General features: G+C 43.7%; 20 protein-coding genes and 2 pseudogenes. 2 read left to right on the top strand and 20 right to left on the bottom strand.

From position 1 onward, the window contains the following. Positions 1-59: 59 nt before the first annotated feature. The 4 genes from trkA to ACDC99_RS00155 form a co-directional block, all read right to left on the bottom strand. The gene (gene trkA / locus ACDC99_RS00170) at positions 60-1,403 is read right to left on the bottom strand and encodes a Trk system potassium transporter TrkA (protein WP_287072303.1); all 1,344 of its coding nucleotides are present in this window, start codon (positions 1,401-1,403) and stop codon (positions 60-62) included. Positions 1,404-1,420: 17 nt separating this feature from the next. Next, positions 1,421-3,331 carry a 1-deoxy-D-xylulose-5-phosphate synthase gene (gene dxs, locus ACDC99_RS00165; protein WP_370755273.1) on the bottom strand — a complete coding sequence of 637 codons (1,911 nt, stop codon included), beginning with the start codon at positions 3,329-3,331 and terminating at the stop codon, positions 1,421-1,423. 168 nt (positions 3,332-3,499) lie between these two features. Next, positions 3,500-4,438: an NAD(P)H-dependent flavin oxidoreductase gene (locus tag ACDC99_RS00160; protein WP_044072272.1), complete on the bottom strand. Its 939-nt coding sequence runs from the start codon at positions 4,436-4,438 to the stop codon at positions 3,500-3,502. Between the two features lie 1,163 nt (positions 4,439-5,601). Beyond that, the gene (locus ACDC99_RS00155) at positions 5,602-6,924 is read right to left on the bottom strand and encodes an acetylxylan esterase (protein ID WP_370755271.1); all 1,323 of its coding nucleotides are present in this window, start codon (positions 6,922-6,924) and stop codon (positions 5,602-5,604) included. A 488-nt stretch (positions 6,925-7,412) separates the two neighbouring features. Between ACDC99_RS00155 and ACDC99_RS00150 the strand changes: the two genes are divergently transcribed. After that, positions 7,413-8,258: a radical SAM/SPASM domain-containing protein gene (locus ACDC99_RS00150; RefSeq protein ID WP_370755269.1), complete on the top strand. Its 846-nt coding sequence runs from the start codon at positions 7,413-7,415 to the stop codon at positions 8,256-8,258. Between the two features lie 27 nt (positions 8,259-8,285). Here ACDC99_RS00150 and ACDC99_RS00145 read toward each other — a convergent pair whose 3' ends face one another. From ACDC99_RS00145 to ACDC99_RS00110, 9 genes and pseudogenes are all read right to left on the bottom strand, one after another. Then, positions 8,286-10,454, bottom strand: coding sequence for a DEAD/DEAH box helicase (locus ACDC99_RS00145; protein ID WP_370755267.1), 2,169 nt, complete (start codon positions 10,452-10,454; stop codon positions 8,286-8,288). Positions 10,455-10,953: 499 nt separating this feature from the next. Further along, positions 10,954-12,204 carry a DegT/DnrJ/EryC1/StrS family aminotransferase gene (locus tag ACDC99_RS00140; protein WP_370756887.1) on the bottom strand — a complete coding sequence of 417 codons (1,251 nt, stop codon included), beginning with the start codon at positions 12,202-12,204 and terminating at the stop codon, positions 10,954-10,956. A 42-nt stretch (positions 12,205-12,246) separates the two neighbouring features. Further along, a pseudogene (locus tag ACDC99_RS00135) lies at positions 12,247-12,552 on the bottom strand (endonuclease domain-containing protein); the annotation flags it as partial. 66 nt (positions 12,553-12,618) lie between these two features. Next, positions 12,619-12,783, bottom strand: a pseudogene (locus ACDC99_RS13105) (aminotransferase); the annotation flags it as partial. A gap of 4 nt (positions 12,784-12,787) precedes the next feature. After that, positions 12,788-12,985, bottom strand: a complete 198-nt coding sequence (locus tag ACDC99_RS00130; RefSeq protein ID WP_370756886.1) for a four helix bundle protein — start codon at positions 12,983-12,985, stop codon at positions 12,788-12,790. A gap of 7 nt (positions 12,986-12,992) precedes the next feature. Beyond that, positions 12,993-13,277: a hypothetical protein gene (locus ACDC99_RS00125; RefSeq protein WP_370755265.1), complete on the bottom strand. Its 285-nt coding sequence runs from the start codon at positions 13,275-13,277 to the stop codon at positions 12,993-12,995. 133 nt (positions 13,278-13,410) lie between these two features. Next, positions 13,411-13,995, bottom strand: a complete 585-nt coding sequence (locus ACDC99_RS00120; RefSeq protein ID WP_370755263.1) for a hypothetical protein — start codon at positions 13,993-13,995, stop codon at positions 13,411-13,413. A gap of 18 nt (positions 13,996-14,013) precedes the next feature. Next, positions 14,014-14,601, bottom strand: coding sequence for a hypothetical protein (locus ACDC99_RS00115; RefSeq protein WP_370755261.1), 588 nt, complete (start codon positions 14,599-14,601; stop codon positions 14,014-14,016). A 2-nt stretch (positions 14,602-14,603) separates the two neighbouring features. Next, on the bottom strand, positions 14,604-15,137 hold the full coding sequence (locus tag ACDC99_RS00110) for a hypothetical protein (RefSeq protein ID WP_370755259.1): 534 nt from the start codon (positions 15,135-15,137) through the stop codon (positions 14,604-14,606). Between the two features lie 225 nt (positions 15,138-15,362). Here ACDC99_RS00110 and ACDC99_RS00105 point away from each other — a divergent pair, with 225 nt between their 5' ends. Next, on the top strand, positions 15,363-16,568 hold the full coding sequence (locus ACDC99_RS00105) for an ISL3 family transposase (RefSeq protein ID WP_042517111.1): 1,206 nt from the start codon (positions 15,363-15,365) through the stop codon (positions 16,566-16,568). On the opposite strand, the gene ACDC99_RS00100 is transcribed toward ACDC99_RS00105, so the two are convergent. The 7 genes from ACDC99_RS00100 to ACDC99_RS00070 all read right to left on the bottom strand — a co-directional run bounded on the left by ACDC99_RS00100 (position 16,522) and on the right by ACDC99_RS00070 (position 23,296). Continuing rightward, positions 16,522-16,986, bottom strand: a complete 465-nt coding sequence (locus ACDC99_RS00100) for a hypothetical protein (protein WP_370755257.1) — start codon at positions 16,984-16,986, stop codon at positions 16,522-16,524. The genes ACDC99_RS00105 and ACDC99_RS00100 overlap by 47 nt on opposite strands. Positions 16,987-17,174: 188 nt before the next feature. Continuing rightward, positions 17,175-17,828 (bottom strand): sugar transferase, encoded by a 654-nt coding sequence (locus ACDC99_RS00095; protein WP_370755255.1) that lies wholly within the window; start codon positions 17,826-17,828, stop codon positions 17,175-17,177. A gap of 38 nt (positions 17,829-17,866) precedes the next feature. Further along, positions 17,867-18,997 (bottom strand): hypothetical protein, encoded by a 1,131-nt coding sequence (locus ACDC99_RS00090; RefSeq protein ID WP_370755254.1) that lies wholly within the window; start codon positions 18,995-18,997, stop codon positions 17,867-17,869. Positions 18,998-19,038: 41 nt separating this feature from the next. Next, positions 19,039-20,139, bottom strand: coding sequence for a nucleotidyltransferase family protein (locus ACDC99_RS00085; protein ID WP_370755252.1), 1,101 nt, complete (start codon positions 20,137-20,139; stop codon positions 19,039-19,041). 19 nt (positions 20,140-20,158) lie between these two features. Next, positions 20,159-21,367: a Coenzyme F420 hydrogenase/dehydrogenase, beta subunit C-terminal domain gene (locus ACDC99_RS00080; RefSeq protein ID WP_370755250.1), complete on the bottom strand. Its 1,209-nt coding sequence runs from the start codon at positions 21,365-21,367 to the stop codon at positions 20,159-20,161. A gap of 4 nt (positions 21,368-21,371) precedes the next feature. Next, positions 21,372-22,460 carry a polysaccharide pyruvyl transferase family protein gene (locus ACDC99_RS00075; protein ID WP_370755248.1) on the bottom strand — a complete coding sequence of 363 codons (1,089 nt, stop codon included), beginning with the start codon at positions 22,458-22,460 and terminating at the stop codon, positions 21,372-21,374. A gap of 8 nt (positions 22,461-22,468) precedes the next feature. After that, a complete protein-coding gene (locus tag ACDC99_RS00070; RefSeq protein WP_370755247.1) occupies positions 22,469-23,296 on the bottom strand; it encodes a glycosyltransferase in 828 nt (275 codons plus the stop codon). Positions 23,297-23,300: the final 4 nt, after the last annotated feature.

Below are 23,300 nucleotides of genomic sequence, written 5' to 3'. Positions count from 1 at the left end.
TTTATGACTACAATATTCCCCTTGACTGATAATAAGCCAAAGAGCCTTGAGGGATGTCATCACTTGAAGAATTTCTCAAGTTTCTCCATCCTCACGTTATAGCAGAACACCACCACGATGTCGCCAGCCTCTATCTGCGTACCACCCGACACGAGGTGTCCCTCTCCGTTGCGCACGAGTCCTCCGATGGTGGCACCTTTCGGCAGTCCGAGTTCAAACACCCTTTTCTTAGTCACTTTCGACTTCGGATGTGCCGTAAACTCAGCCACATCAGCGTTTGCCGTCATCAGGAAGCGCACGTTGTTCACCTCTGCGTCGAGCATCATCTGATAGATATGACTGGCAGCGATAGCCTTCTTGTTGATGATGGTTCCGATGTCGAGACTCACCGCCATGTTCACATAGTCGAGGTTTTCCACCGCTGCCACGGTCTTTCTCACTCCCATGCGCTTCGCCGTGAGACAAGCCAGGATATTCGTCTCGGCATTGCTCGTGAGCGCCACGAAAGCCTGCGTGGTGTGTATTCCCTCCTCGTTGAGCAGCTGCAGGTCACGTCCGTCGCCGTTTATCACCATCACCCGCTGGTCGTCAATCTGGTCGTTGAGAATGTCGCAGCGCTCCACGTCGTGTTCCATCAGCTTCACGTTCATGTATTCCGGCATGTTCTTCAGCGCCCTCACGGCAGTGTCGCCACCACCCATTATCATCACGTTCTTCACGTCGACATAATGCTCCTTGCCCACGATTTTCCTCACGTAGGGTATATACTGCTTCGTCACCATGAAGTAAACGAGGTCGTACATCTTCAGCACATCATTACCTCCCGGTATGATGGTGTCGCCGTCGCGGCGTATCGCCACGATATAGTATGGCGAGTCGGGCTTACAGAGTTCTTTCAGCGGACGGTCGAGAATCTCGCAGGTCTCCCTCAGTTTTATGCCGAGCATCACGAGAGCCCCTCCGTGCACGTCCCATCTCTGGCGCACCCAGCTCATTTTCAGTCCGTTCACGATATCGTATGCGGCGAGGTTCTCAGGATAGATAAGCGAGTCGATGCCCAGTTTCTCATAAAACTTAGCCATCTCCGGCTCCACGAACTCATAGTTGTTCACCTTTGCCACGGTCTTCTTGGCTCCGATAGCCTTCGCCATGACACAGCTGTTCATATTGAGATTCTCGTCGGGCGTCACGGCGATATACAGGTTGGCGTCTGCCGCTCCCGCATTTTTCAGTGCCGCCAGACTCGTCGGCGAGGCGTGCATCGTCAGTATGTCGTAGTCGGAGCTGATATTCTCAAGCCTCTGCTCGTCGTCGTCGATAAGCACTATGTCCTGATTGTTTCTCGATAGCAGTTTCGCCAGATGCGAACCTATCGCGTATGCTCCCGCAATGATTATCTTCATTATGTATTTCTATTTGTTTACTTCCTGAGTGTTTCCTTTATCGTGCGGCGTATGCCTTCGGCATCAATGCCCACGATACTCTGCAGCTGTGCCACGGTGCCATGCTCCACGAAGTGGTCTGGCAGTCCGAGACGCACAATATCAAGATGCTGCCCGTTGTCTTCCATCCATTCTATCACCGCCGAACCGAAACCGCCTTCGCGCACTCCGTCTTCCACGGTGATGACATGCTTGAACTTTGCCGCCACCTCCTTGAGCAGGTTCTCGTCGAGCGGTTTCACGAAGCGCATGTCGTAGTGTGCCACGGATATGCCATCGCCGTCGTTTTCCATCATTTCGACAGCCTTCACCACGTTGTTTCCCACAGGTCCCACCGACAGCACGGCGATGTCGTCGCCGTCGCGCAACTTGCGTCCAGTGCCCACCTTCACTTCTTCCAGCGGACAATGCCAGTCGGCAAGCACTCCCCTACCCCTCGGATAGCGTATCACGAATGTACCCTTGCCGGGCAGCTGTGCCGTATACATAAGCCGGCGCAGTTCGTGCTCGTTCATCGGTGAGGCGAGAGTGATGTTCGGCACCGGTCTGAGAGCCGCCATATCAAAGGCTCCATGATGTGTGGCACCGTCTTCTCCCACCAGTCCTGCCCTGTCGAGACAGATTACCACGGGCAGGTTCAGTATCGCCACGTCGTGTATGATATTGTCGTATGCCCTCTGTGCGAAAGCACTGTATATATTGCAGAAAGGCTGCAGCCCGTCCTTTGCCATTCCTCCGGAGAATGTCACGGCGTGACCCTCGGCGATTCCCACGTCGAAGGTTCTCTCCGGCATCTCCTTCATCATGATGTTCAGCGAGCATCCCGTAGGCATCGCCGGCGTCACTCCCACGATGCGCTTGTTCTCTCTGGCGAGTTCGAGAAGCGTGTTGCCGAACACGTCCTGGAACTTTGCCGGTTCGGTGCCGTCCTCCGTCTTTATGCGCTGCCCTGTGTCGAGGTCGAATTTGCCAGGAGCATGCCAGATGGTGGCGGCCTTTTCAGCCGGTGCGTATCCGTGTCCTTTTATGGTGTGCAGATGCAGCAGCTTCGGTCCTTTCATCTCTTTCAGCTGGCGCAGCGTGCGCACGAGCTCCACCACGTTGTGTCCGTCGAAGGGTCCGAAATACCGTATGTTCATCCCCTCGAAGATGTTCTGCTGATGGCTTATCGCCGACTTCAGCGCATTGCTCAGCCGTATGATGCCTTTGCGTCTCTCGTCATCGAGCATACCATTGGAGTGCAGCCATTTGGCAGCCTTATATCTCAGTTTGTTGTAAGTCTCGCTGGTGTTGAGCCTCAACAGATACTGCTTCATTCCGCCCACGCTGCGGTCGATGCTCATATTATTGTCGTTGAGGATGATAATCATGTCGTTTGGCGTCGTCGACACGTTGTTGAGTCCCTCGAAAGCCAGTCCGCCGCTCATCGCTCCATCGCCGATTATCGCCACCACGTGTCTGTCGTCGTGGCCCGTCTGCCTGGCAGCCACCTCCATTCCGAGCGCCGCCGATATGGAGTTTGATGCGTGTCCGCACATGAAAGAGTCATACTCGCTCTCCTCCGGTGAGGGGAACGGTCGCAGTCCGCCGAGTTTACGGTTGGTGCAGAAGCTGTCGAGTCTGCCCGTGAGAATCTTATGTCCGTAAGCCTGATGGCCCACGTCCCATACGAGTCTGTCATACGGCGTGTTGAACACATAGTGTAGAGCTACGGTCATCTCCACCGCACCGAGACTCGAAGCGAGGTGGCCGGGATTCACCGACAGTTCCTTCAGGATGTCTGCCCTCAACTCATCGCATACCTCCGGCAACTGCTCCACAGGCAGTTTCCTCAGTTCATCGGGGTATTTTATGCGTTTGAGAATATTGTCCTTGTTGTCTTCCTTCATGATATACTGTTCTGTCAGAGAGTTTTTTCTTTTATGGTGTGATACGAATTACTTGTGCGCGATAATCCACGCAAAGCCGGATTACAAATTGCAAATGTAGCAAATTTATTCCATCATCAATTATAATAACGGAGAAATTTCCCTTTTATTCGTTTTCCGCCTTGCCTTTTATCCCAATATCCGCTTGCGTGCATCGGCATATTCGCCCATCATGCGCTCCACTATCTGTGCAGCTGTCTGTATCTCCTTTACCGCCGACGCCACCTGACCGATTTCGAGTTCTCCTCTGTCGAGGTCGCCCTCGAAGATACCGCGTTTCGATGCCGCCTTACCGAGAATGCCTCTCAGCGCCTCGGCATCGGCGCCATTGTCTTCGGCAGTCTTTATCTCGTCGTAGAGCGGATTCTTTATCATTCTGGTCGGAGCCAGCTTCTTCAGACAGAGCATCGTGTCGCCTTCCTGCAGCGAGGCGCAGCGGTCTTTGAAGGCATCGGCAGCCGAGCTCTCCCGGCTCATGGCGAACACCGTGCCACACTGCACTCCCTCTGCTCCCAACGCTTCGGCTGCGAGCATCGCCTCGCCGGAGGCTATTCCGCCGGCGGCTATGAGCGGCAGCGTGGTGGCGCGGCGCACCTGCGGAATGAGCACCATAGTGGTGGTTTCCTCCCTGCCGTTGTGTCCTCCTGCCTCGAAGCCTTCTGCCACCACGGCGTCTACACCGGCCTCTTCGCATTTGGCTGCGAACTTGCTGCTCGACACCACGTGTGCCACCTTGATGCCGGCGGCATGGAAGCGGGCGGTGTATTTCTTAGGACTGCCTGCCGAGGTGAAAACTATCTTCACCCCCTCGGCTATTATCATGTCTATCAGAGTGTCTATCTCCGGATACATCAGCGGCAGGTTGATGCCCCATGGTTTCCGGGTAGCCTCTTTCATCTTGCGTATATGTTCGAGAAGCGTTTCGGGATGCATGGATCCGGCACCGAGGAGTCCCAGTCCGCCGGCTTCGCTCACTGCGGCAGCCAGTCGCCAACCGCTACACCACACCATTCCTCCCTGTATCACGGGATATTCTATTCCGAAAAGTTCTGTAATTCTGTTTTTCATATTCTTTTTTTGCTGTTATCACTATTGCTTATTTACCGACATATAATGTTCCTTTGCAAATTTAGGCAAAATATCCGTATTATAAGCAAGTAGGGATAAAAAAAGAGACAATCTACAAGAGTCCTTTTGGGAGAAAAGCACCCGCAAAAGCTCCTATAGACTGTCTCGCGCTAACAAACTTACCTTAAGACAACTATAACCTATTGTTATCTCATATTATTCCAGTCGTCATCCCAAAGACTGCCCTTGTCAGTCTGACTGTAATCGTCTTCTTCATCAAAGAGAGAATTGTTATGTCTCTTTGCATCCCATTCATCCCCTTGTCCTCCGCTTTCAGCAGCAACAGGAGAGTCAACAGGCTTTTCACTGATTTTTTCATTGTTACTATAATGTTAGCATCATTTTCGACTTACGTGATTATGCTATATGTCCTGCATTTTTTGCAAGGCTATGATAATTCTCACTTTTATTGACTCTTTAGCGTTGGCAAAGTTAGGAACTTATTAAACCCAAAACGGTCATTAGGACGTTTTACTTTATTTTTTTATGACTGCTTGCAGTCTTTTGCTTTTTATAAGGTGTCTTTTGTCCGTTTTTAATTCGCAATAGCTCGCTATTACTCATTAAAAGCCAAACAAAATCCACTCTTCTAAAAAATCAAAATCCAAGCAAGCCCTAATGGCCGATTTGGGTTAAATATGTAAATAATCCGAAAAGTGAAAAACGCATGAAAAAACGATACAAACGTTTGCATCGTCATCTCCACACTACACTCTAATTCATACAAGAACACAGTGATTGCTTTTTGGGCAGCATGCTTGCCCAACTGGGGCAAGGTGCTTACCCAACAGGGGCACGCTGCTTGCCCCTGTTGGGCAGAATTGCTATCAGACACATGCCCAATATCTTCATTTTGTAGTACTCCTATTCCTTTTCCCTGGATTCTACCAGCGCATGCAATTCCTGTCGTATGAATTCCTCACATCTGACATAAGCAAACCATCCAGACAATTGGCTGACAGTTGGATAACAGTCAACTGGCTGGATGTCAGAATATTACAACAAAAAACCAGACAATCTGACAGTTTTTTTCATTTTTGCAGTTTTCGTCAATCCAGGTGGTGGCAACCCTTCCACCTCAGTCGGTATAAAATAGATTACACCTACTTGACGAGATTTGAAAGAATCCATTCGCAATGCTCCCTTTCGGTAGCGTCGCTGGTCCAATGCTCATTGACGGGAGTGATGAGCGAAGACTTGGGACAACGGAGCACATTCCATACGGCATAGCTGGTTGTCGGCGGACAGGTGTTGTCGTTATACCCCCATGTCATACGTACAGGACAGGAGATGTGGCGTGCGAAATTCACCACATCATAATACTGCAGCGTCTTCTCCGTTTGCTCGTTGAGCACCCCTATGCGCTGCATGTGAGGGTAGCCGCCCGTGCGTCCTTTCTCGAGGTAGGCCGCCATGTCGGCAAGAGCCGGATGGTTTGCGCAGCAGAGCGTCACACGGCTGTCGAGCGCCGCCGCCACAAGACTCAGCGCACCGCCCTGGCTGCCACCCTGCACGGCAACGTTCTTTCCGTCCCACTCAGGCAGAGAGGTAAGGAAATCTATGGCACGCACCAGTCCGAGGTAGACATGCTTCATATAATAATCATCGCGAGAATACAATCCCTGACACAGATAGCCGTTGGCACCGGTATTGAGGGCGTTGCTTATTTCCTTGAACTGCCGGTCGCTCATCCTCGGGTCGAGCCCGTGAATCTCCATCTCAAAGCGGATGCAGCCGCTGTCGGCATAATAGCGGTGGCGCAGCGGTTCCTTGATGGTCTTCACGCCAGCTCCCGGAGGACAGAGCACCACAGGGCACGAGCCTTTTACGTGGCCATTGGGTATGAACAGATAGCCGTAGATGCACTGTCCCTGCTTGTTCACGTCGAGGCGCACGAGATAGGCATCGGCCTTGTCGGTGTCGTATTCATGGGCAGGGTTCATGGTGTAGCTGAGGGGCACGCTCTTCAGCTCGTCAAGCTCTTTCTGCCAGAAGGTCATGAAGTCGGATGGCTCTTTGGTGTAGGGCTGTATTTTATCCACCGAGAAGCCCACTTTAATATGGTGTGTTGTCGTAGTGCCGCCGATTTTGGCTGTAAGACGGAGGTCGAGGAAGCCGGGGTCGCGGCGTGTGCCCATATCTACCACTGCCCTGCCGTGTTTCAGCACAGCCTTGCCGGTATGACCGCCGTCGAGCATGTCGCGGCATACGGTATATGTCACCTCGCCGTCCTGCGCCACTCCGTATCTATACAGCTGCACCTCCACCTGCGCCTTCTCGCCGGTCTTATAGAGCCAGTCGGTATGGTCGGGCACGGTGACCCACAGGAAATCACTACGGTAAGGATAGTTTTCAGCACACATATTGCATGCTGCCATCATCACGAATAGAACCAGAAGGAAAAACTTTCTTGATTTATCTTTCATTTTTAATTTATTTGTTCTTTTGTAGTTCTGTTTGTTTTCGTATGCAAATTTACTAAAAAAGCCATATATGCAAAAACGAATGCAAATTATCCTCTACAATATTGCCATTTATCCCAAATCGGCCATTAGGGCTTGCTTGGATTTTGTTTTTTTAGAAGAGTGGATTTTGTTTGGCTTTTAATGAGTAATAGCGAGCTATTGCGAATTAAAAACGGACAAAAGACGCCTTATAAAAAGCAAAAGACTGCAAGCAGTCATAAAAAAAAATAAAGTAAACGTCCTAATGACCGTTTTGGGTTTATCTCGGTTAACCGGATTTTTGCATTATCTTTAAATAAGATAAGCGGCACCTCGGCAATAAAAATGAAAGTCTATTGCCTTTCATTTTGTATTGCTCTCGGTTTAGATAAAATCCTCACGCTCGGAAATGTGAATAAATTCCCATTTCTCTCACTTAACCGGTTTTTTGCATTATCTTTGCAAACGATATGATTACCAGATGTTACCTTGAAATCACGAATGTCTGCAACCTGAACTGTGTGTTCTGCCCCAAGACAACGAGGGAGAAACACTCAATGACGCTTGACGAATTCGACACACTGACAACACGACTCGCCGGAGAAGTGAGATTCCTGTATTTCCACCTCATGGGCGAACCGTTTCTACACCCTCTGCTGCCTGAGTTCATCCTGATGGCACGCCGGAAGGGGTTCACTCCCGTTATCACCACCAACGGCACGCTGCTGGCGCAACATGGCGACCTGCTCGACGCACTGCCCCACAAACTGCAAATTTCGCTGCATTCGCATGAGGGCAACGGGAAGGATAATCCGGAAAAGTATATCGATGAGGTGATGGCGTTTGCCAAAGATGCGGCGCAGCGCGGATGCGTGGTGGTGTTGCGGTTGTGGAACGAAGGTGGGCTCAACCTTATGAACGACTCTATTCTGGACATGATTGCCGACAGCCAGCCTCGTCCGTGGACACAGAGACACGACGGATGGAAACTCACCGAAAATCTGTATGTAGAAAGCGACGACATGTTTGAATGGCCCGACCTTCAGCATGATGTCTACAAGGAGGAAGAGGTGTTCTGCTATGCGCTGCGCAATCAGATCGGCGTGCTTGCCGACGGCACGGTGGTGCCATGCTGTCTGGACCACAACGGCGACATGCCGCTCGGCAATCTCTACGACAATAGCCTCAACGAGATTCTCGTCTCTCCACGCGCCACCGCCCTCTACCACGGTTTCACCAGCCACACCGCTGTGGAACCCCTATGCCAGCGCTGCGGATATTCCGCCGTTTCCAAACGGTTCAGAAAACAGGAATAGAAACGGAAGACAAGAGGTGGTCTCTTTTCAGTTTCGTTTCGGCAACCATGACGAAGGCACTTCTTTGAAGTTCTTGATATTGGGATTGGCAATGTCTATCAGTTTCAGATACCATTGGTCGCTTCCTCTGCGTTCGCCATCCATATAATATACTTTGTCGGGCTGGTCTCGCAATATCACATATAAATCCAAGAACAGGAATATTCTATCGTTGGCAATACAGCTCCAGTCAAACATCGGGATGCCGGTCAAATCTCTGTTTTTATAGAAATAATAGTTGTTGTCCACTCGCAACATATCCATAAATCCTACCCGCTCGACAACAGGGCGTTCATCAAACTCCTGCATGGTGTAAAGGTTTACCCAAGTTGGTTTCTCTTCTCCGATAAATACCACCTCCGCAATGTTGTCGTCTGAAAGCCTCACACTCTTCAGATTGTCCAATATTATCTGATGTTTGTTGTTGCTGATGGCGTATCCACCATTAGTATAATGTTCGCAGACGTATGCGTCCTTGCTATTGAAGTCATTGCCTCTGTTCTTGTTGACAGCATAATAGGCATAGGTCACCAGACACATTTCTCCATCAATCTCCTTTCGGATGCTATTGCTCGGCTGCCTACGCTTTTCGCCTGTGATATATTCCCGTTCCAAAGCCTTCACTTCTTGCATCGTACCCTGTGTATTATACAGATACTGCTCCTTGGCATCTACCGCCAATGGCGACCATGGGTCTTTCCTTCCTACGTATATCATTCGCTCATTCACTTCATGCAGCAGATAGTATTTCGTGATGCCGCCTTCCGTCTTGCTGACCAACCGCCAATTTAATCGCACATCTTCGTAGGTCTTGTACATCCCCTGCATCTTGTCACCGATACGGATGTATTGTCCGGCTCCCATATATCCAGAACCCATCCTTCGCAAATGTGCCGTTTTGCGGAACATCTTCTGCAACTCTGCCAACTGGAAGTTTACTTTGGGCTGGTCATGGCGTGAGATGACTACCATGTCGGTATTCTGGTCTTGTGTGGCTGCCGCATTATCCATGATGTCAATGTTTCTCAGCGACAGGTCTCTTGCTGCGTCAATCTCGCCCTTACCAGTCTCCATACCTCGGAACATAGCTTCCCAGTTCCATTCGGCTGTGGGCAAACCGAACAGACGATATAGTCCTACGTTATCCAGAATAGTGCAGCACTCCTTATCCTTTGCCACTCGCAATCCACGACCTACCATCTGTAGATATTTGGCTAATGACAGCGTGGGACGGGCCAACTGTACGAACTCGACATCCGGACAGTCGAAGCCTTCGCCGAACAAATCCACATTGACTAATATCTGGATCTGTCCGTCCTTGAACTTCTCAATATTGGTGCGGCGTTCATTGAGAGGTGTGTTTGCGCTTATCGCCACCGTCTCAATTCCATGTTCCATGTAGTATTCGGCAATATGTTCGGCGTGTTCTATATTGATGGCGTACACTATACCTTTCTTCTTGGGCACGAACTCCATCACCGTTCTATACAGTCTTTGGATTGACGGTTTGCAATCCAACACATCCTGCATCTCCGCTATGCTATAGTCACCGTCAGTAGCACGCTTCTCCAGTCCGTCGATTTTCTTCTGGTCTTCACTGTTGGGATTAAGCGATACGTAATCAAAGTCTGACAGATGGCCATTCTTGATGAATTGGGCGATAGTATAGGAACAGAGCAGCTCATCAAACAAATCAGTAAATCCATTTCTGTTTAATCGGCAAGGGGTTGCCGTCACTCCGAGCTTCTTTGCCTTGGGGTAGGCGTTGATGACTTCTGCATAGGTTTTAGCCAACGTATGGTGTGCTTCGTCGATCACTATCAATGATGGAGATGTTTCTATTTCTTGATAGTGACGGGTCAGCCATTGTATAGACAAGACCCTTATCTTACTGTCCTTATTGGCTTCAGAATATGGTTCTATTCCGAATGACACCAAGGTGTCCTCAATCTGTGATACCAACTCTCTACGATGGGTGACAATCCATACACATGGATTCTTCACTCTTCGTTCCTCGTTCTTCACTACACTGACAAGCACATGCGTTTTTCCAGTGCCTGTAGGCATCTGAACCATGACGGATTGACGACTCTTGAACGCCTCTCCAATCCGTTGCACCATGTCGAGTTGATAATCGTAAAGTTGTATTTGATTCATGTTGACAGTAAGTATATGCTATCAATTATTGATTATAGCCATAATATAGATCTTTTTTGTGCATCTTCACAATTTCTATATTTGAATCAAGCGCGTCAAGTATTTTTGTCAGATAAGCCTTCTGAGACCTATCAACATTAAGCCTTCTGAGACCTATCAACATTACAACCAATAAAAACTCTTTTTATTCTGACCGACAGCTGTAGCCTCTTCTTGCCTTTATCTATTTCAGGGCTTAACCCAAATCGGTCGTTAGGGCTTGCTTGGATTTTGATTTTTAGAAGAGTGGATTTTGGTTGGCTTTTAATGAGTAATAGCAAGCTATTGCGAATTAAAAACGGACAAAAGACGCCTTATAAAAAGCAAAAGACTGCAAGCAGTTATAAAATATCACATTTAACGGCCTAATGACCGTTTTGGGTTTAATAAAAATGAGCGATTAACAGATAGCCGGGCATTCCGCACGGCACATCTATTAATCGCTCTTCAACCTTATATATTATCGTACGATTGCTTCCTTGATGCAGTCTACAATGTATCGTACGTCATCATCTGATACATACGGACCTGCAGGCAGACAGAAACCGACTTTGAAGAGATCCTCCTCTACGCCGTTAGTGTATACTGGAGCGCCCTCGTATACAGGCTGCTTGTGCATCGGTTTCCAGACCGGGCGGCATTCCACCTTCTTGCCAAGCATGAACACACGCAGTGCCTCTACGTTTTCATTCGGCTGACAGTCGGTAGTAGCAGAGTCTACGGCATGTATAACACCTGCTGCACCACCTACTGCAGTCTTGATGACTTCCTTGTAGGCATTCTCCTGACCCTGAATCTTCACGTCAGCATCGAGTGTCGCAGCACAAAGCCAGAAGTTTGCATCATAGCGTGGGTCGGCAGGTTGCTTGTGGATATGTACTCCAGGAACGTCCTTCAACAACTCCTCATACAACTTCTGCACATGCTTATGATGAGCGATATGGTCATTGAGTACAGTCATCTGACCACGACCGATACCCGCACATACATTACTCATACGATAATTGTAACCAATAGCCGTATGCTGATAGTAAGGATAAGCATCACGAGCCTGAGTAGCATACCACATGATTTCGTTGGCAAGCCGGGAAGCCTCTGAAGCCTCCTCCAAACCTCCCCCTGAAGGGAGAGGCTTTCCATCCTGCAAGTCCTTCCCTTCAGGGGAGGATTTAGGAGAGGCTCCATTACAAATCAGTGCACCACCACCCGAAGTGGTAATCATCTTGTTACCATTGAACGACAGTACACCATACTTGCCGAATGTACCGAGCACCTTGCCATCAAAGCGTGAGCCCATACCCTCAGCAGCATCCTCCACAACTGGAATTCCATACTTGTTGGCAATTGCCATAATCTCATCAATGCGGTAAGGCATACCATACAGAGCCACCGGCACTATAGCCTTAGGATATTTTCCTGTCTTCTCCTTACGGTCAACGATAGCCTTCTCCAGCAGAACAGGATCCATGTTCCATGTTTCACCCTCAGAACCTACGAACACTGGCTTAGCACCAAGATATGTAATAGGATGACTCGAAGCACAGAATGTAAAGCTCTGCACCAACACCTCATCACCAGCCTTCACACCACAGCCAATCAAAGCCAAGTGAACGGCTGCAGTACCAGCCGACAGACAAACCACTCTGTGAGCCCCCTCTAAATCTCCCCCTGAAGGGAGAGACTTCCCGTCACCATTACTGTCAGTCAGCAAGTCCTTCCCTTCAGGGGAGGATTTAGGAGAGGCAAGAATTTCTTTTATGACATTATCAATATCGCCTAATACTTGTTCGTTTGTGAAACGCAATTCTGTATATCCGAGTTCCTTTAGTCGGGCAGTACGTTCCGCATCACTCTTCATCTGTTCTGGAACACGATGATATCCACCATCCAATTCAACAGTAAGTTTCTTCTCATTGCAATAGAAGTCAACGATAAAGTCCTCGATTATATGCTGTCTACGGAATTTCAGTCCAGCACCCTTTGCCTTCAAAGCATTCCACAGCACACTCTCAGCCTCAGTAGGATTCTTACGATTCTCCTCCGCAAACTCCTTCAACATCCCATACCACATCGGATCCGCCGTATGCACCCCCAAGTCCTTCCCTTCAGGGGAGGATTTAGGAGAGGTTTTTGAGGCCACAAACCTTGTCAATTCATCTTCAAAAGCATTTACGTTCGGTCCCATCGGCACCACCCAGTTGGTGTCGAAAGCCTCCTTCACATATTTCTGTTCCAAACCAGCCTCACTCATGTGGGCAAGGCACAAGTAAATTGTTTTTCTTTCTTCCATGATTTTATTTTTTTATTTTATCGCTTGTCGTTTTGGTGATAGACGCGAGAAGTTTCAGAATTTCCTCGCTGTCTTTATATATAGAATCAAATTCTTCCTTTGTCAAATATCTAGATTTATTGAGCAGTCGCAACCAATATCGAGACTCGTTACACTCCTTCAGAGCGATATACATTTTAGCTCTGAAATCGTCTTTACTTATTCCATATTCAGCACAAGTCAGCAGGATAATCCACTTTGTTCCAGATGTCAGGATATTTCCAGAATGGCATCAATACCATCTGTCTTTCCCCACTGCTGCTCCTGCAAATCACAGTAGAACAAAGCACCAAGAAGTAATAATCCGCAAGCAAGGCTCCAAGTACAAGCCTCTTTATCCTGTTCCCTTTTATCATCAACATCCCCATCACGATTATGACAGTAAGTGTGATAAAGGAGAGAAGCACATACTCCACAGGAATCCTAGGATTCACCCATTCGTATATCGTATCCATAAATAAAAGTAGCAGTTAGTGTCTTCGCCCCACAGGCGTATTTAATCATACTAGCTTTGATGACACCTGCAAATCACAGATTATGATATTATATATTTGAAAAAGAACAGTTAAATGATGCTATTTTAACAACTCACCTAAACAAACTTACAAATGCAACTATTGCCGATGCTATGGCAACAATTAACATTAATCTGTTTTGGGCAACAGCACGTTTATTCAATAGTAACATTTCGTCATTTAATTGTTGTGTTTTTAGATTAAATAATGCAGACTGCGCAAGATTTGCATACGACTGTTGACGCAATGCCGCTTTCCCATCTTTTGTAATGGCAAATGTCGGATTGTATTTATCTTCTATTATTAACTCAATCAAACCAACTAAACATAGTTTAGTCACACATCTAAAATATGACGTAATGGGAACATCCCAAATAAAAGCTTTATCCGTAAAATTGAATACGAACTTATTTATTTCTTTAAATTCTTGTTCCGATTTTGTTATAAATGATTCCAAAATAGCGGCAATCAACATTGTCTCCACATAATAGCTATAGGCTATTTCTTCTTTACTACGGCCACTATCCATGGTAACACCATTCAAAAGAGGCTCAAATCGTTTCCCCATATCTTTTATTACTTGAAAACATGCGGTTAAAGCTTTGAGGTCCTCTTCACTAGCCAATTCTGGATTATCTGATAATTCCTTTAAAGTCATATCTTATTTGAATCGTAATTATTCATCTTTATTTCGCTCCATTGCATATTGAAAGCCGTACCACGATTCTGCATCAAGTCCATCCATGTAGTTGTCTTCTAACCATGAAACCTGTTTGTCCACATCAGATGTAGAGAATTTAAAAGAAATGTTGAGTACGACATAAATGATAGTTCTTGTATCCTCTTTATCAATTACTTCAAAAAAAGTTAAGGCTTCTACATTTCCTTCAATTGCCTGTACAAGTTCATAAATTTCATGATAATTCAAATCCCCTACAGCCTCCATGAAATCTTCTAAAGAATCAGCATTCCATATTTCATTTTGTTCGTCATCAATGGAAACATTAGAAATACAAAAGTCATAGAAGTCCATAAGGTTTTCAATCAATGCGGTTTTTTCATCTATAAACCGATCAATTTTTGTATCACTCCATTCTGGATGGAGTTCAGTTAAAGAGTGTTTTAAATCTGTTTCTGTTATTTTATCTTTTTGCAAGCACGCCTCCCTGACGAAATCAAAAAAACGCTGTTCGTCTAAAGGATGTGTGCTATCGGGATAAAGACTCAACCAGTTGTTCATTTTGATTAAAGTATCCTTCTTCATTTTTATTTCCCCGTAAATGCTTTAACCAATTCCACTATTGTATCAATAGGCAAGGCTAAAGATTGATTATCTGTCTTATCTTCTGTGACAGCTTCCTTGTATAGATGACTTTGTTCGATAATATTATCTATTAGCTTTGCAACATGTTCCTCATTACGTAATCCATCAGAAAAAATTTCCATAGATGCCTTTAACAGAGAATCCTTATATTTCAATGTGTGAATATATTGTGCACATTTTATAAGCTGTCGTTGCGCTTTATTCATCTGAATTATAAAAGTCCAAAGTAATCCAGCGGAAATAGGAATTGGAAGATAAAATGTTATATATACTCTCCAATCAGTTGAAGGTAGTTTCGGATAGATATTGAAAATAAGATAAGTTTCCCAAAATATAAGTGCGACAACAACCACCCATATAAAAATTTTATATATCTTAAAAATATGAGCCAATCTATCTTTTTCGTCCTTTACCAATTTAATTGAACTGTCAAAAGCAGAAGTCAAAGGTGATATTTTTTTATTCAATTCTTTCACTTCATCTTGTAGAAATTCTTTTTTATTGATATTATCTACTAATTGTGCTAGATTTATTCTTAATGTATTAAGTTTCCTGGTAAGTTTAACAACTTCTAAACTTTGTCCCTTACCTTGTAATTTAAGGTTCTTCCGTTAAATGCATAGATAGAAAAAAAAATTTTATATTATGATAAAAATAAAGCTGGCATCATCTATCTTTGTAGTGACCAAACTCAATGATAAATGAATGCCAGCATAATGCATAAAGCTTTTGGCATATCCTTGCAAGAATGTTTGGATATGCGTTGCGAAAGTAATAAAATAGTTTTGAATATCCAAACTCCATCAGACAAACTTTGCTGTCCGGAGTGTGGAAGCCATAATGTAGTCCGTAATGGTTTCACGGCCAGACGCTTTGTGAGCGTGCCGATAGGTTGTTCAAAGACTTTCGTCGAGATGAAGATCCAACGTGTCAAATGTTCTGATTGTGGCTGCATAAAGAACGAGGATGTCGATTTCGCAAAAGGCAAGCGCAGGCATACGACCGCTTTCGCCAATATGGTTATAGACTTGTCGCGCTTTGCAACTATACAGGACATTGCATGGTTCCTGGATGTATCTTGGGACATGGTGCGGAACATACAGATGGAGTTCCTGCAAAAGGAGTATGGCAGCCCTGACCTTTCAAACCTCAGATACATATCCATAGACGAGTTCGCTACCCACAAGGGACAAGTTTACAAGACGATAGTCGTAGACTTGGAAACCGGGCGGATTGTCTTTGTAGGTGACGGTAACGGCAAGGCTTCGCTTGAGGAATTCTGGAACAAGCTCGGAGACAGAAAGAATGACATAAAAGCCGTATGCACAGACTTGTCGTCTGCTTATACGGGGGCGGTAACGGCAAATCTCCCCAATGCCTCTCTTGTCGTGGATCATTTTCATGTGGTAAAGCTCATGAATGAAAGGATAGACCAGTTGCGCCGCCAGTTGTGGCATGCTGAGAAAGACGTTAACAAGCGTAAGGTAATCAAGGGCACGCGCTGGATATTGCTGAGAAACGGCAACGACATCTTTGACGCAAAATACAAGACAAGACTTGACAATGTGCTGAACTTGAATGAACCGTTGATGATTGCATATTACCTGAAAGAAGACTTGAGGGAAATATGGAACCAAACCAACAAGGATGATGCAGAATTGGTGCTAAACGAATGGGTGCGGCAGGCCATGGATTCAAAAATACAGCCATTGGTCAAAATGGCTGCTACCTTGCGGGCCTACAAGCCATATATACTTGCATGGTATGACTACCCGATATCAAATGGCCCTACTGAAGGTATAAACAACAAGATTAAAGTGCTGAAAAGACAAATGTATGGATTCAGAAATGATGAATTCTTCACGTTAAAGCTATACGCTCTACACGACAAGCGTCTACGCATTTAACGGAAGAACCTAATTTAAGTTCTTCTATTTCTTTTTCTGTCTCTTTAATACTCTTTTTCGTCTTTTCTTTTTGACTAAAAAGATACTCTATGCTGTTTAATGGCGCAGAAATCTCTTTTTTTAAAGTACGTTCTCCTTTTTGTATTATATTGTCAATATTTTTTAATACATCAATCGATAAAGGAACATTACGTTGCCTAAAAGAGTTGAGTGCTGATAATAAATCCTCATTATGTGCATAAACAGTCGTTACTGTGTCTAAACAGTCTGTATTATTTCTCAAATACCTTTCTAATTTTCGTATCTTTAAGACCATACTCATTGTTGCATCGGTTGCATCTTTCCGAGAAGATAAAACTTTGGCACAATTACCAAGTAAGGTAATGAGGCGATTACGATTTTTCTCTGATTCATTCATGATTAATTGTACGTGTTAAATGTATAAGTCATAAAACAGATGACTCTTGTGCGAAGAATAAAGAAAGAGCAAATTCTTTCAATATAAGTTGTCACAATTTAATTAGCAGGTAGTGTCTTTGCTCCACAGGCATATTCAATCATACTAGCTTTGACCATTGTCAGTAGCTAACTGCGGCTACTAATAGCTCATACTTCCTCTCCTGCAAATTTCACCTTGAAGCCAAGTACTGTTGCGAATATCATTTCAATATCTTTCCAGAAAGAGTAGTGACGATAATAGTAGCAGTTCAAGCGCACTTTGTCAGGGTAGATCACCTTATCATTATATTCAATGGCAATCTCTTGCATCGAGCGAGTGTCTCCCTCTGCCTGCTTCTTTGCCACATATTCAGAAATCATTTCATCTTCCAATCTATACTTCAACGTGGCCGGACCGGTAATACCGGGGCGTAGCTTCAGCACATCCCTGTCATCGCCCTGCAACTTATCCGCATAACCCGGCACATCAGGACGAGGGCCCACAAAGCTCATATTACCAATCAGTACATCCCACAGCTCCGGCAATTCATCAATCTTGTAATGACGAAGTTTCGCTCCGAAAGGAGTGATACGGCTATCACCAGCTACAGATACCGATGAACCGCTATGCTTCACTGTCATCGAGCGGAACTTATGGCAAGTGAACAACTTACCATCCTTACCCACACGTTTCTGACAGAAGAATGCAGGACCTCCCGGCATCTTCTTATGGATTAAAAACGCAACTATGGGGAATATCCACCAAATCAAAAGCAGTCCCAATAGGGACGCAACAATGTCAAAGAGTCTTTTGAAAAACATTTTATCTAAATATATTGTTTCCGAATTATTTTATTATTTCATTGAGGAATTGACACCTCACACATAGCTTCATTCGTAGCTAAGACAATCCATTTAAAAGTATTGTATCTTTTTTCAATGTCTATTCCCCAACTGATACCAATATTTTCTATCTCTTTTTCTATATTGTCCTCTGTTATTTCATCAATAGATAAATGTTTATTATTTTGATGAACCCAACAATTCCATGCCTCACTACCTATTAATAAACGTTTCCTTTCTTCAAAAGGCATTGTTGAAGGAAGCATTTTCTTCAGTCTGAACTTTGCGAGTTCCCATATATACATCACCCTATATGTGGGATTTTGTCTTTGCTTCTTTTGTTCCTCTAAAAGTATCGATACAAATTCAGTATCTTGTAATTCTGGCTGTTGACGCCAATAATTATTTAAAGCATCGGCATCAGACTTTTGCATTTCTTCTATACGTTTATAGTCTTCCGCTTTATATCTTACTACATAAGGGCTATCACTTTGTTTTGGTTTATTGCCATACCATAGTTGTTCTACTATTGGTGGATTCACTGCAAATATTGAAGAGTTTAAACTATAATCTGTTTTACGTAAATCCTTATAAGGTATAACCCACGAGTCATTCCTATAATATACATTTAATAAATATAAAGCAGCCAAAGCATGTAATACAGCTTTTACATTACCATGCTTTAGAGAAGCAAACCTATCATGTTTTACTGCTTGATATGCCTTACCCCAATATGTTCCTCCTCTTTTATGGGCTTCTTTTAATGGTCTTAACACTCTATTTTCATCTTTCGTAAGATTGAAGAATGGCGCAACAACTAAAACCTTTTTATTATGAGTTTCCCACTTTATATCAATTAATTTCAAGCAGTCCTCATCAAAAAACAGTGTTTTATCACCTCGTTCTTTTGTGCCACCATTAGCATGATACAATTCTTTTGAGATTGCCTCTATTTGTACGCAACAACGTACTAATAAGTCTGCCAAATGCGGGGAAAAAGTGTTCAGTTGAGCATCATAGGATTGCGTTGTTTCCGTACCATTATGTCGCACAGTTATCTCATCTGTAATAAAAATGTACCTTGACACTTCTATCATCTCTTTTTCGAGATTTAAATATGTTTGCCAAAAAATATCAGACTTGTTCATTCTATATTGTTTATATGATTAGCATTTCAATTTATTATTCACTACAAATACCCATGCTTTTTTCTCCACCCATAATGCCATACTTGGAAGAATGGTATCCACATAGCTTCATTGGCATAGGGCAACATTAATGGCAGGTTATGTCTTAATTGCAGCAATCCTTTCTCCAGTTTATTACGTCCATGTTTTAAACCGAGAGCCTTACCGAAGTTTCCTCCAGCCATAATGCTATCCAGCAAACGAGAACCATGAATTGAATTAGGCATGCACAACATCTGGTCTTCTTCCAACAAGAATACTTCTTGCATGACATACATCACAGCCCCGACAAACTTCCTTAATCCTACAGAGCATAACACATTATAAGCCTCACTCCGTTCTTCACGAGAAGAATGTTTAAGAATAAAGTAATAGTCCATCAGTTGCCTAAGGCCTATACCATCTTCAAACACATGTCGGTTGATGTGCACCATAGAGTGTACAAGATTGAAGAATACAGTAGGATAAGCAAAGCCAACCTTCTCATCATAGTGAGCAAATTGTCCTGATGCTTGCAATACAAAAAAGGACTGCAGCTTACTATCCGAGAAAGGATTATACATCCAACTTGGTCGGAAATGTATTTCAACGGGTACTTTTTCAAAGAACTCAGCTCTAGCATGAACTAAATGTATATCATATACCTTTACGCCTTTTGAACGTATAAATTCTACAATATCATTACGCTTGCCTTCCACCCATAAGTCAATATCACCACTTTGCCTAAGGCTCTGCAACTCATTCGTATACAATATTGCCAAGCCTTGACCTTTTAGTACACAATTCCTCAGCCCACTTTTGCCAATTTCCGAAGCAAGTAAATTGCATTTTTGGTACATCTTTATATTTTTCTTCTGAATTTCAACAGTTTTCCCTAACCATTTCATACGTAATTCAAATGGGAGATTTACAACTGCCTCAGGATGCTCCTTATACAACTTTTGGACTCCATTAAAACAAATTCCTAAAATAGCTTGCGACTTGGCCATTTCATACATCATGCACCAATCGGTTTGTGAAGGGACTTTAATAAGAATATCCAAACCTACTGATATTCTTATCAATTCATAGAATAAGTTATGAGCTATATTATCTTTTTCCAAGGTTATATCACTTTACTCGTCACACCAATCCCTTAAAAAAAGCCACAACCGGCCTTGGCATCAAGAGAATGAAATTCTTAGCTTTCTGCTTTAACCTTGTCTTCAAAGATCTGCTTTGCCAGAAAATCCTAACTGTATCTTCAATTGTCTGCCTTGAGTCGGCTAAAGAAGCTAACAACTTCTTTCTTAATTCAGATTCAATATCATACTTCAATCCCCAACTTTGATAACTGATACAATCAGTTGCAGGATGTTGTTTGTATGTTATCTTATCCTTAACTTTTTCAAACAATGCTTTACCTTTCTCTGATGCATGATTCACAGTCACAAGCGAAACACCTCTTGTGTTCTTCAAGTAAGCCTTTCCCCAAAAATCACCAATACGGATATCCGTAGAATCCATCGTGTTTCTGAGTTTGCAATCATAACAAGATTCGTTAAGCAACACATCCGAGAAGAATAATGTATAGAACTTGTCGTTAATCTTGGGACTTGTAAACAGAGTTTTGCCACCTTTCTTCATCTGGGCAACATAATAACTACCCCATCCGTATGCCTTACTTCTGAAACTCACATAATCATACGATTTTTCATGAGTTTTACCATTCACATATTCAAGATACCTCTTCCATACATTCATTGATGGGCAACCATGACAATAGATGTCAATAAGGACAAAGTTATCACGTTTTTTACGCTTCTTCAAATACTTATCAATAGCAAATATATGACATGGAGTACCAAATACAGCCACCTTGTCGTTTAAGTGATTGTCTACAATTGACTTAAACGCATTGTATGTATAAGACTGAATATACTTCGACCCTCTGAACGAAATACTCTCCTCACGTGTTTTAGCAACTGTATCTTCAGCAATGTTCTTCTCTGTATTATACGTCACTCCAACACACAAGTACCCCTCATTCACAAGCTGTTCACAAAGAATATCACCAAGGCCTCCAGACGTTGTACCACTAACAACCGCATCACTCTTGGCTGAAGCTGCATAGTTGAGAAGTTTGTCTACATCTTTATATTCCGGAATGTTTGCGTACTTATAGCATACACTCTTGCAAATACCACAATCCACACACTTCTCCCCGTCAATCACAGGACGGTAGAAACCGTCCTGATTTAGATGAATGTCGATTGCCTGTTTAGGACAAACAGCTGCACACATCTGACAACTGGTGCATTCGTGCAATGTATCTTTATCATGAATATTCATATCGTTACAATTCAATCATTTCTTTCAGGTAAGCCATAGAATCCTCTCTTCTGCGAATGACCTCTTTAGCTACATATTCATTGTCTTGCTTCTTTGCAAAGATAGAATCAAGATTCCAGCTACCATCAATAACACGATTTTCCAAGCCATACTCCTTCAGCAAATTCAGCAACTTGTTGCTATTGTCACGAAGCTTAACAGCCAACTCTCTGCCTGTAATGATAGACATAACACTTCCATGGAATGTATCTGTCACAACACAATCAGCATACTTAAAGTAACGTAACAACTCCACTGGATCAGTATTGATATTGATATCGGCCCATCCATGATAGAATCCTGGACATACCACCTTCAATCCATGGCTATGAGCATACTCCACTACCTTCTTGATCTCTTCTGGATCATTCATGCGAGTCTCATAAGCATACACCAAAAGATACTTAGGAAGTTTAGGGTCTTTTAATTCTTTCAATTCCTCCTCATATCCATAGAGAATAACAGGATCCACCACCAACTTAGAATCTCTACCTGTCAATTCCTTAGCAATATCAATAGAGTTTTGGTCACGCATTGCCAGTCCTTTCATTGAAGCCAAACCACTTCCCACAAATGCCTCGCAATGCAATTTCTTGATATCGTCAATCTTTGTCGGACCGAAACAGCCCGCATATGCAAAAACCTTATCTGTAGGAAGAGCATGTCCAAACATCACAGGAGTTGGACCTGTATGAAGGGCAAAAACCTCATCGCTACCTATAATGACAGCATCTAAATTCTTTGCTTCTGCATAGAATTCACCTATTAAGTTCTCAGCCTTCTTAAAACCTTCGAAAAGTCTTTTCTTTTTTACATTAAAAATAAAAATCTTCAAACCTCTATCGAAAAGATATTTCAAGTATATACCTACAGACTTGATTCCTATTTCATACTTTGCTTTAAGCTCTCTACCCAAGAAATCATAGTTCTTGTCAAACTGCAAAGCATGAGCATCTGCATTAAATTTCTGACGAAGTACTTTTATTAGAGCATTCATCTGTAGAATAGCACCATGGTTATGCACATCATAGTGCGTGATTATTCCTATTTTCATATCGTTGATTATTTCTTTCTTGCTAATTTTCTAAAAACCCAACCTCTCAACCAATTAGGCAAAAGTATCTGAATTATATATCTTTGAGCCACAAAATAGCGATATTCCATCTTTGTAATCATCTTGTTGTCTAATTGAAGTTTTTTGATACCCTTCTCACTCTCATAGTACTTACGACCACCTCTACGGGCATACTGATCTGCACCTGAGCGGACATTAACTAAAACTTCAGGTACATTTGCAAACTGACACTTGGTCTTCATCATACGAACCCATAGATAGTAATCTTCATTCCAGAACCAATCCTGATAATTACCAACTTTCAAAACGGACTCTTTACGAAACATTACCGTAACGTGATTTAAAGCGCAACGATTCTTCATGAAGCCATATATATCTTCATTGTCACAAGGTACAATACGTTTACCTATAATATTATCAGGAGTGTCTATAAACTCAGTCATTTGCCCACCTATAATATCAACGTCTGGATGCTGTTCCAAATATCGCAACTGAAGTTCAAATCTGTTCGGCAAACAGATATCATCACTATCCATTCGAGCAACGATATCATATTTTGCAGACTCTACTCCGAGTTTCAAAGCCTTGCCAAGGCCACCATTCTGCTTCAAACGTATAATATTAAATATTTTAGGATAGCGAGCCTCATACTCATCCAGAAGTCTGTCGAGTTCCTCAGTCACCTGCCCATCACGTACAAGTACTATCTCTGTTGGCTTTACAGTTTGGTTTATGAGCATACTATCCAAAGCTACTCTCACAAACTCAGGTTTATCATTTTTGTATATTGATGTTATTATTGAAAATTGAGTCATATTA

The organism is Prevotella pectinovora, assembly GCF_041323955.1.
GTDB lineage: Bacteria > Bacteroidota > Bacteroidia > Bacteroidales > Bacteroidaceae > Prevotella > Prevotella pectinovora.
The sequence above is the reverse complement of the archived record's forward strand: the minus strand, read 5'-3'. Positions and strand labels throughout refer to the sequence as shown.

What these genes read in the sequence shown, in the direction of transcription:
- ACDC99_RS00145 (WP_370755267.1), bottom strand. Translation starts at nt 10,454, where the DNA reads ATGAATCAAATACAACTTTACGATTATCAACTCGACATGGTGCAACGG.
- ACDC99_RS00120 (WP_370755263.1), bottom strand. Translation starts at nt 13,995, where the DNA reads ATGACTTTAAAGGAATTATCAGATAATCCAGAATTGGCTAGTGAAGAG.
- ACDC99_RS00105 (WP_042517111.1), top strand. Translation starts at nt 15,363, where the DNA reads ATGAATGCCAGCATAATGCATAAAGCTTTTGGCATATCCTTGCAAGAA.
- ACDC99_RS00115 (WP_370755261.1), bottom strand. Translation starts at nt 14,601, where the DNA reads ATGAAGAAGGATACTTTAATCAAAATGAACAACTGGTTGAGTCTTTAT.
- dxs (WP_370755273.1), bottom strand. Translation starts at nt 3,331, where the DNA reads ATGAAGGAAGACAACAAGGACAATATTCTCAAACGCATAAAATACCCC.
- ACDC99_RS00155 (WP_370755271.1), bottom strand. Translation starts at nt 6,924, where the DNA reads ATGAAAGATAAATCAAGAAAGTTTTTCCTTCTGGTTCTATTCGTGATG.
- ACDC99_RS00100 (WP_370755257.1), bottom strand. Translation starts at nt 16,986, where the DNA reads ATGAATGAATCAGAGAAAAATCGTAATCGCCTCATTACCTTACTTGGT.
- ACDC99_RS00095 (WP_370755255.1), bottom strand. Translation starts at nt 17,828, where the DNA reads ATGTTTTTCAAAAGACTCTTTGACATTGTTGCGTCCCTATTGGGACTG.
- ACDC99_RS00125 (WP_370755265.1), bottom strand. Translation starts at nt 13,277, where the DNA reads ATGGATACGATATACGAATGGGTGAATCCTAGGATTCCTGTGGAGTAT.
- ACDC99_RS00090 (WP_370755254.1), bottom strand. Translation starts at nt 18,997, where the DNA reads ATGAACAAGTCTGATATTTTTTGGCAAACATATTTAAATCTCGAAAAA.
- trkA (WP_287072303.1), bottom strand. Translation starts at nt 1,403, where the DNA reads ATGAAGATAATCATTGCGGGAGCATACGCGATAGGTTCGCATCTGGCG.
- ACDC99_RS00150 (WP_370755269.1), top strand. Translation starts at nt 7,413, where the DNA reads ATGATTACCAGATGTTACCTTGAAATCACGAATGTCTGCAACCTGAAC.
- ACDC99_RS00070 (WP_370755247.1), bottom strand. Translation starts at nt 23,296, where the DNA reads ATGACTCAATTTTCAATAATAACATCAATATACAAAAATGATAAACCT.
- ACDC99_RS00080 (WP_370755250.1), bottom strand. Translation starts at nt 21,367, where the DNA reads ATGAATATTCATGATAAAGATACATTGCACGAATGCACCAGTTGTCAG.
- ACDC99_RS00075 (WP_370755248.1), bottom strand. Translation starts at nt 22,460, where the DNA reads ATGAAAATAGGAATAATCACGCACTATGATGTGCATAACCATGGTGCT.
- ACDC99_RS00160 (WP_044072272.1), bottom strand. Translation starts at nt 4,438, where the DNA reads ATGAAAAACAGAATTACAGAACTTTTCGGAATAGAATATCCCGTGATA.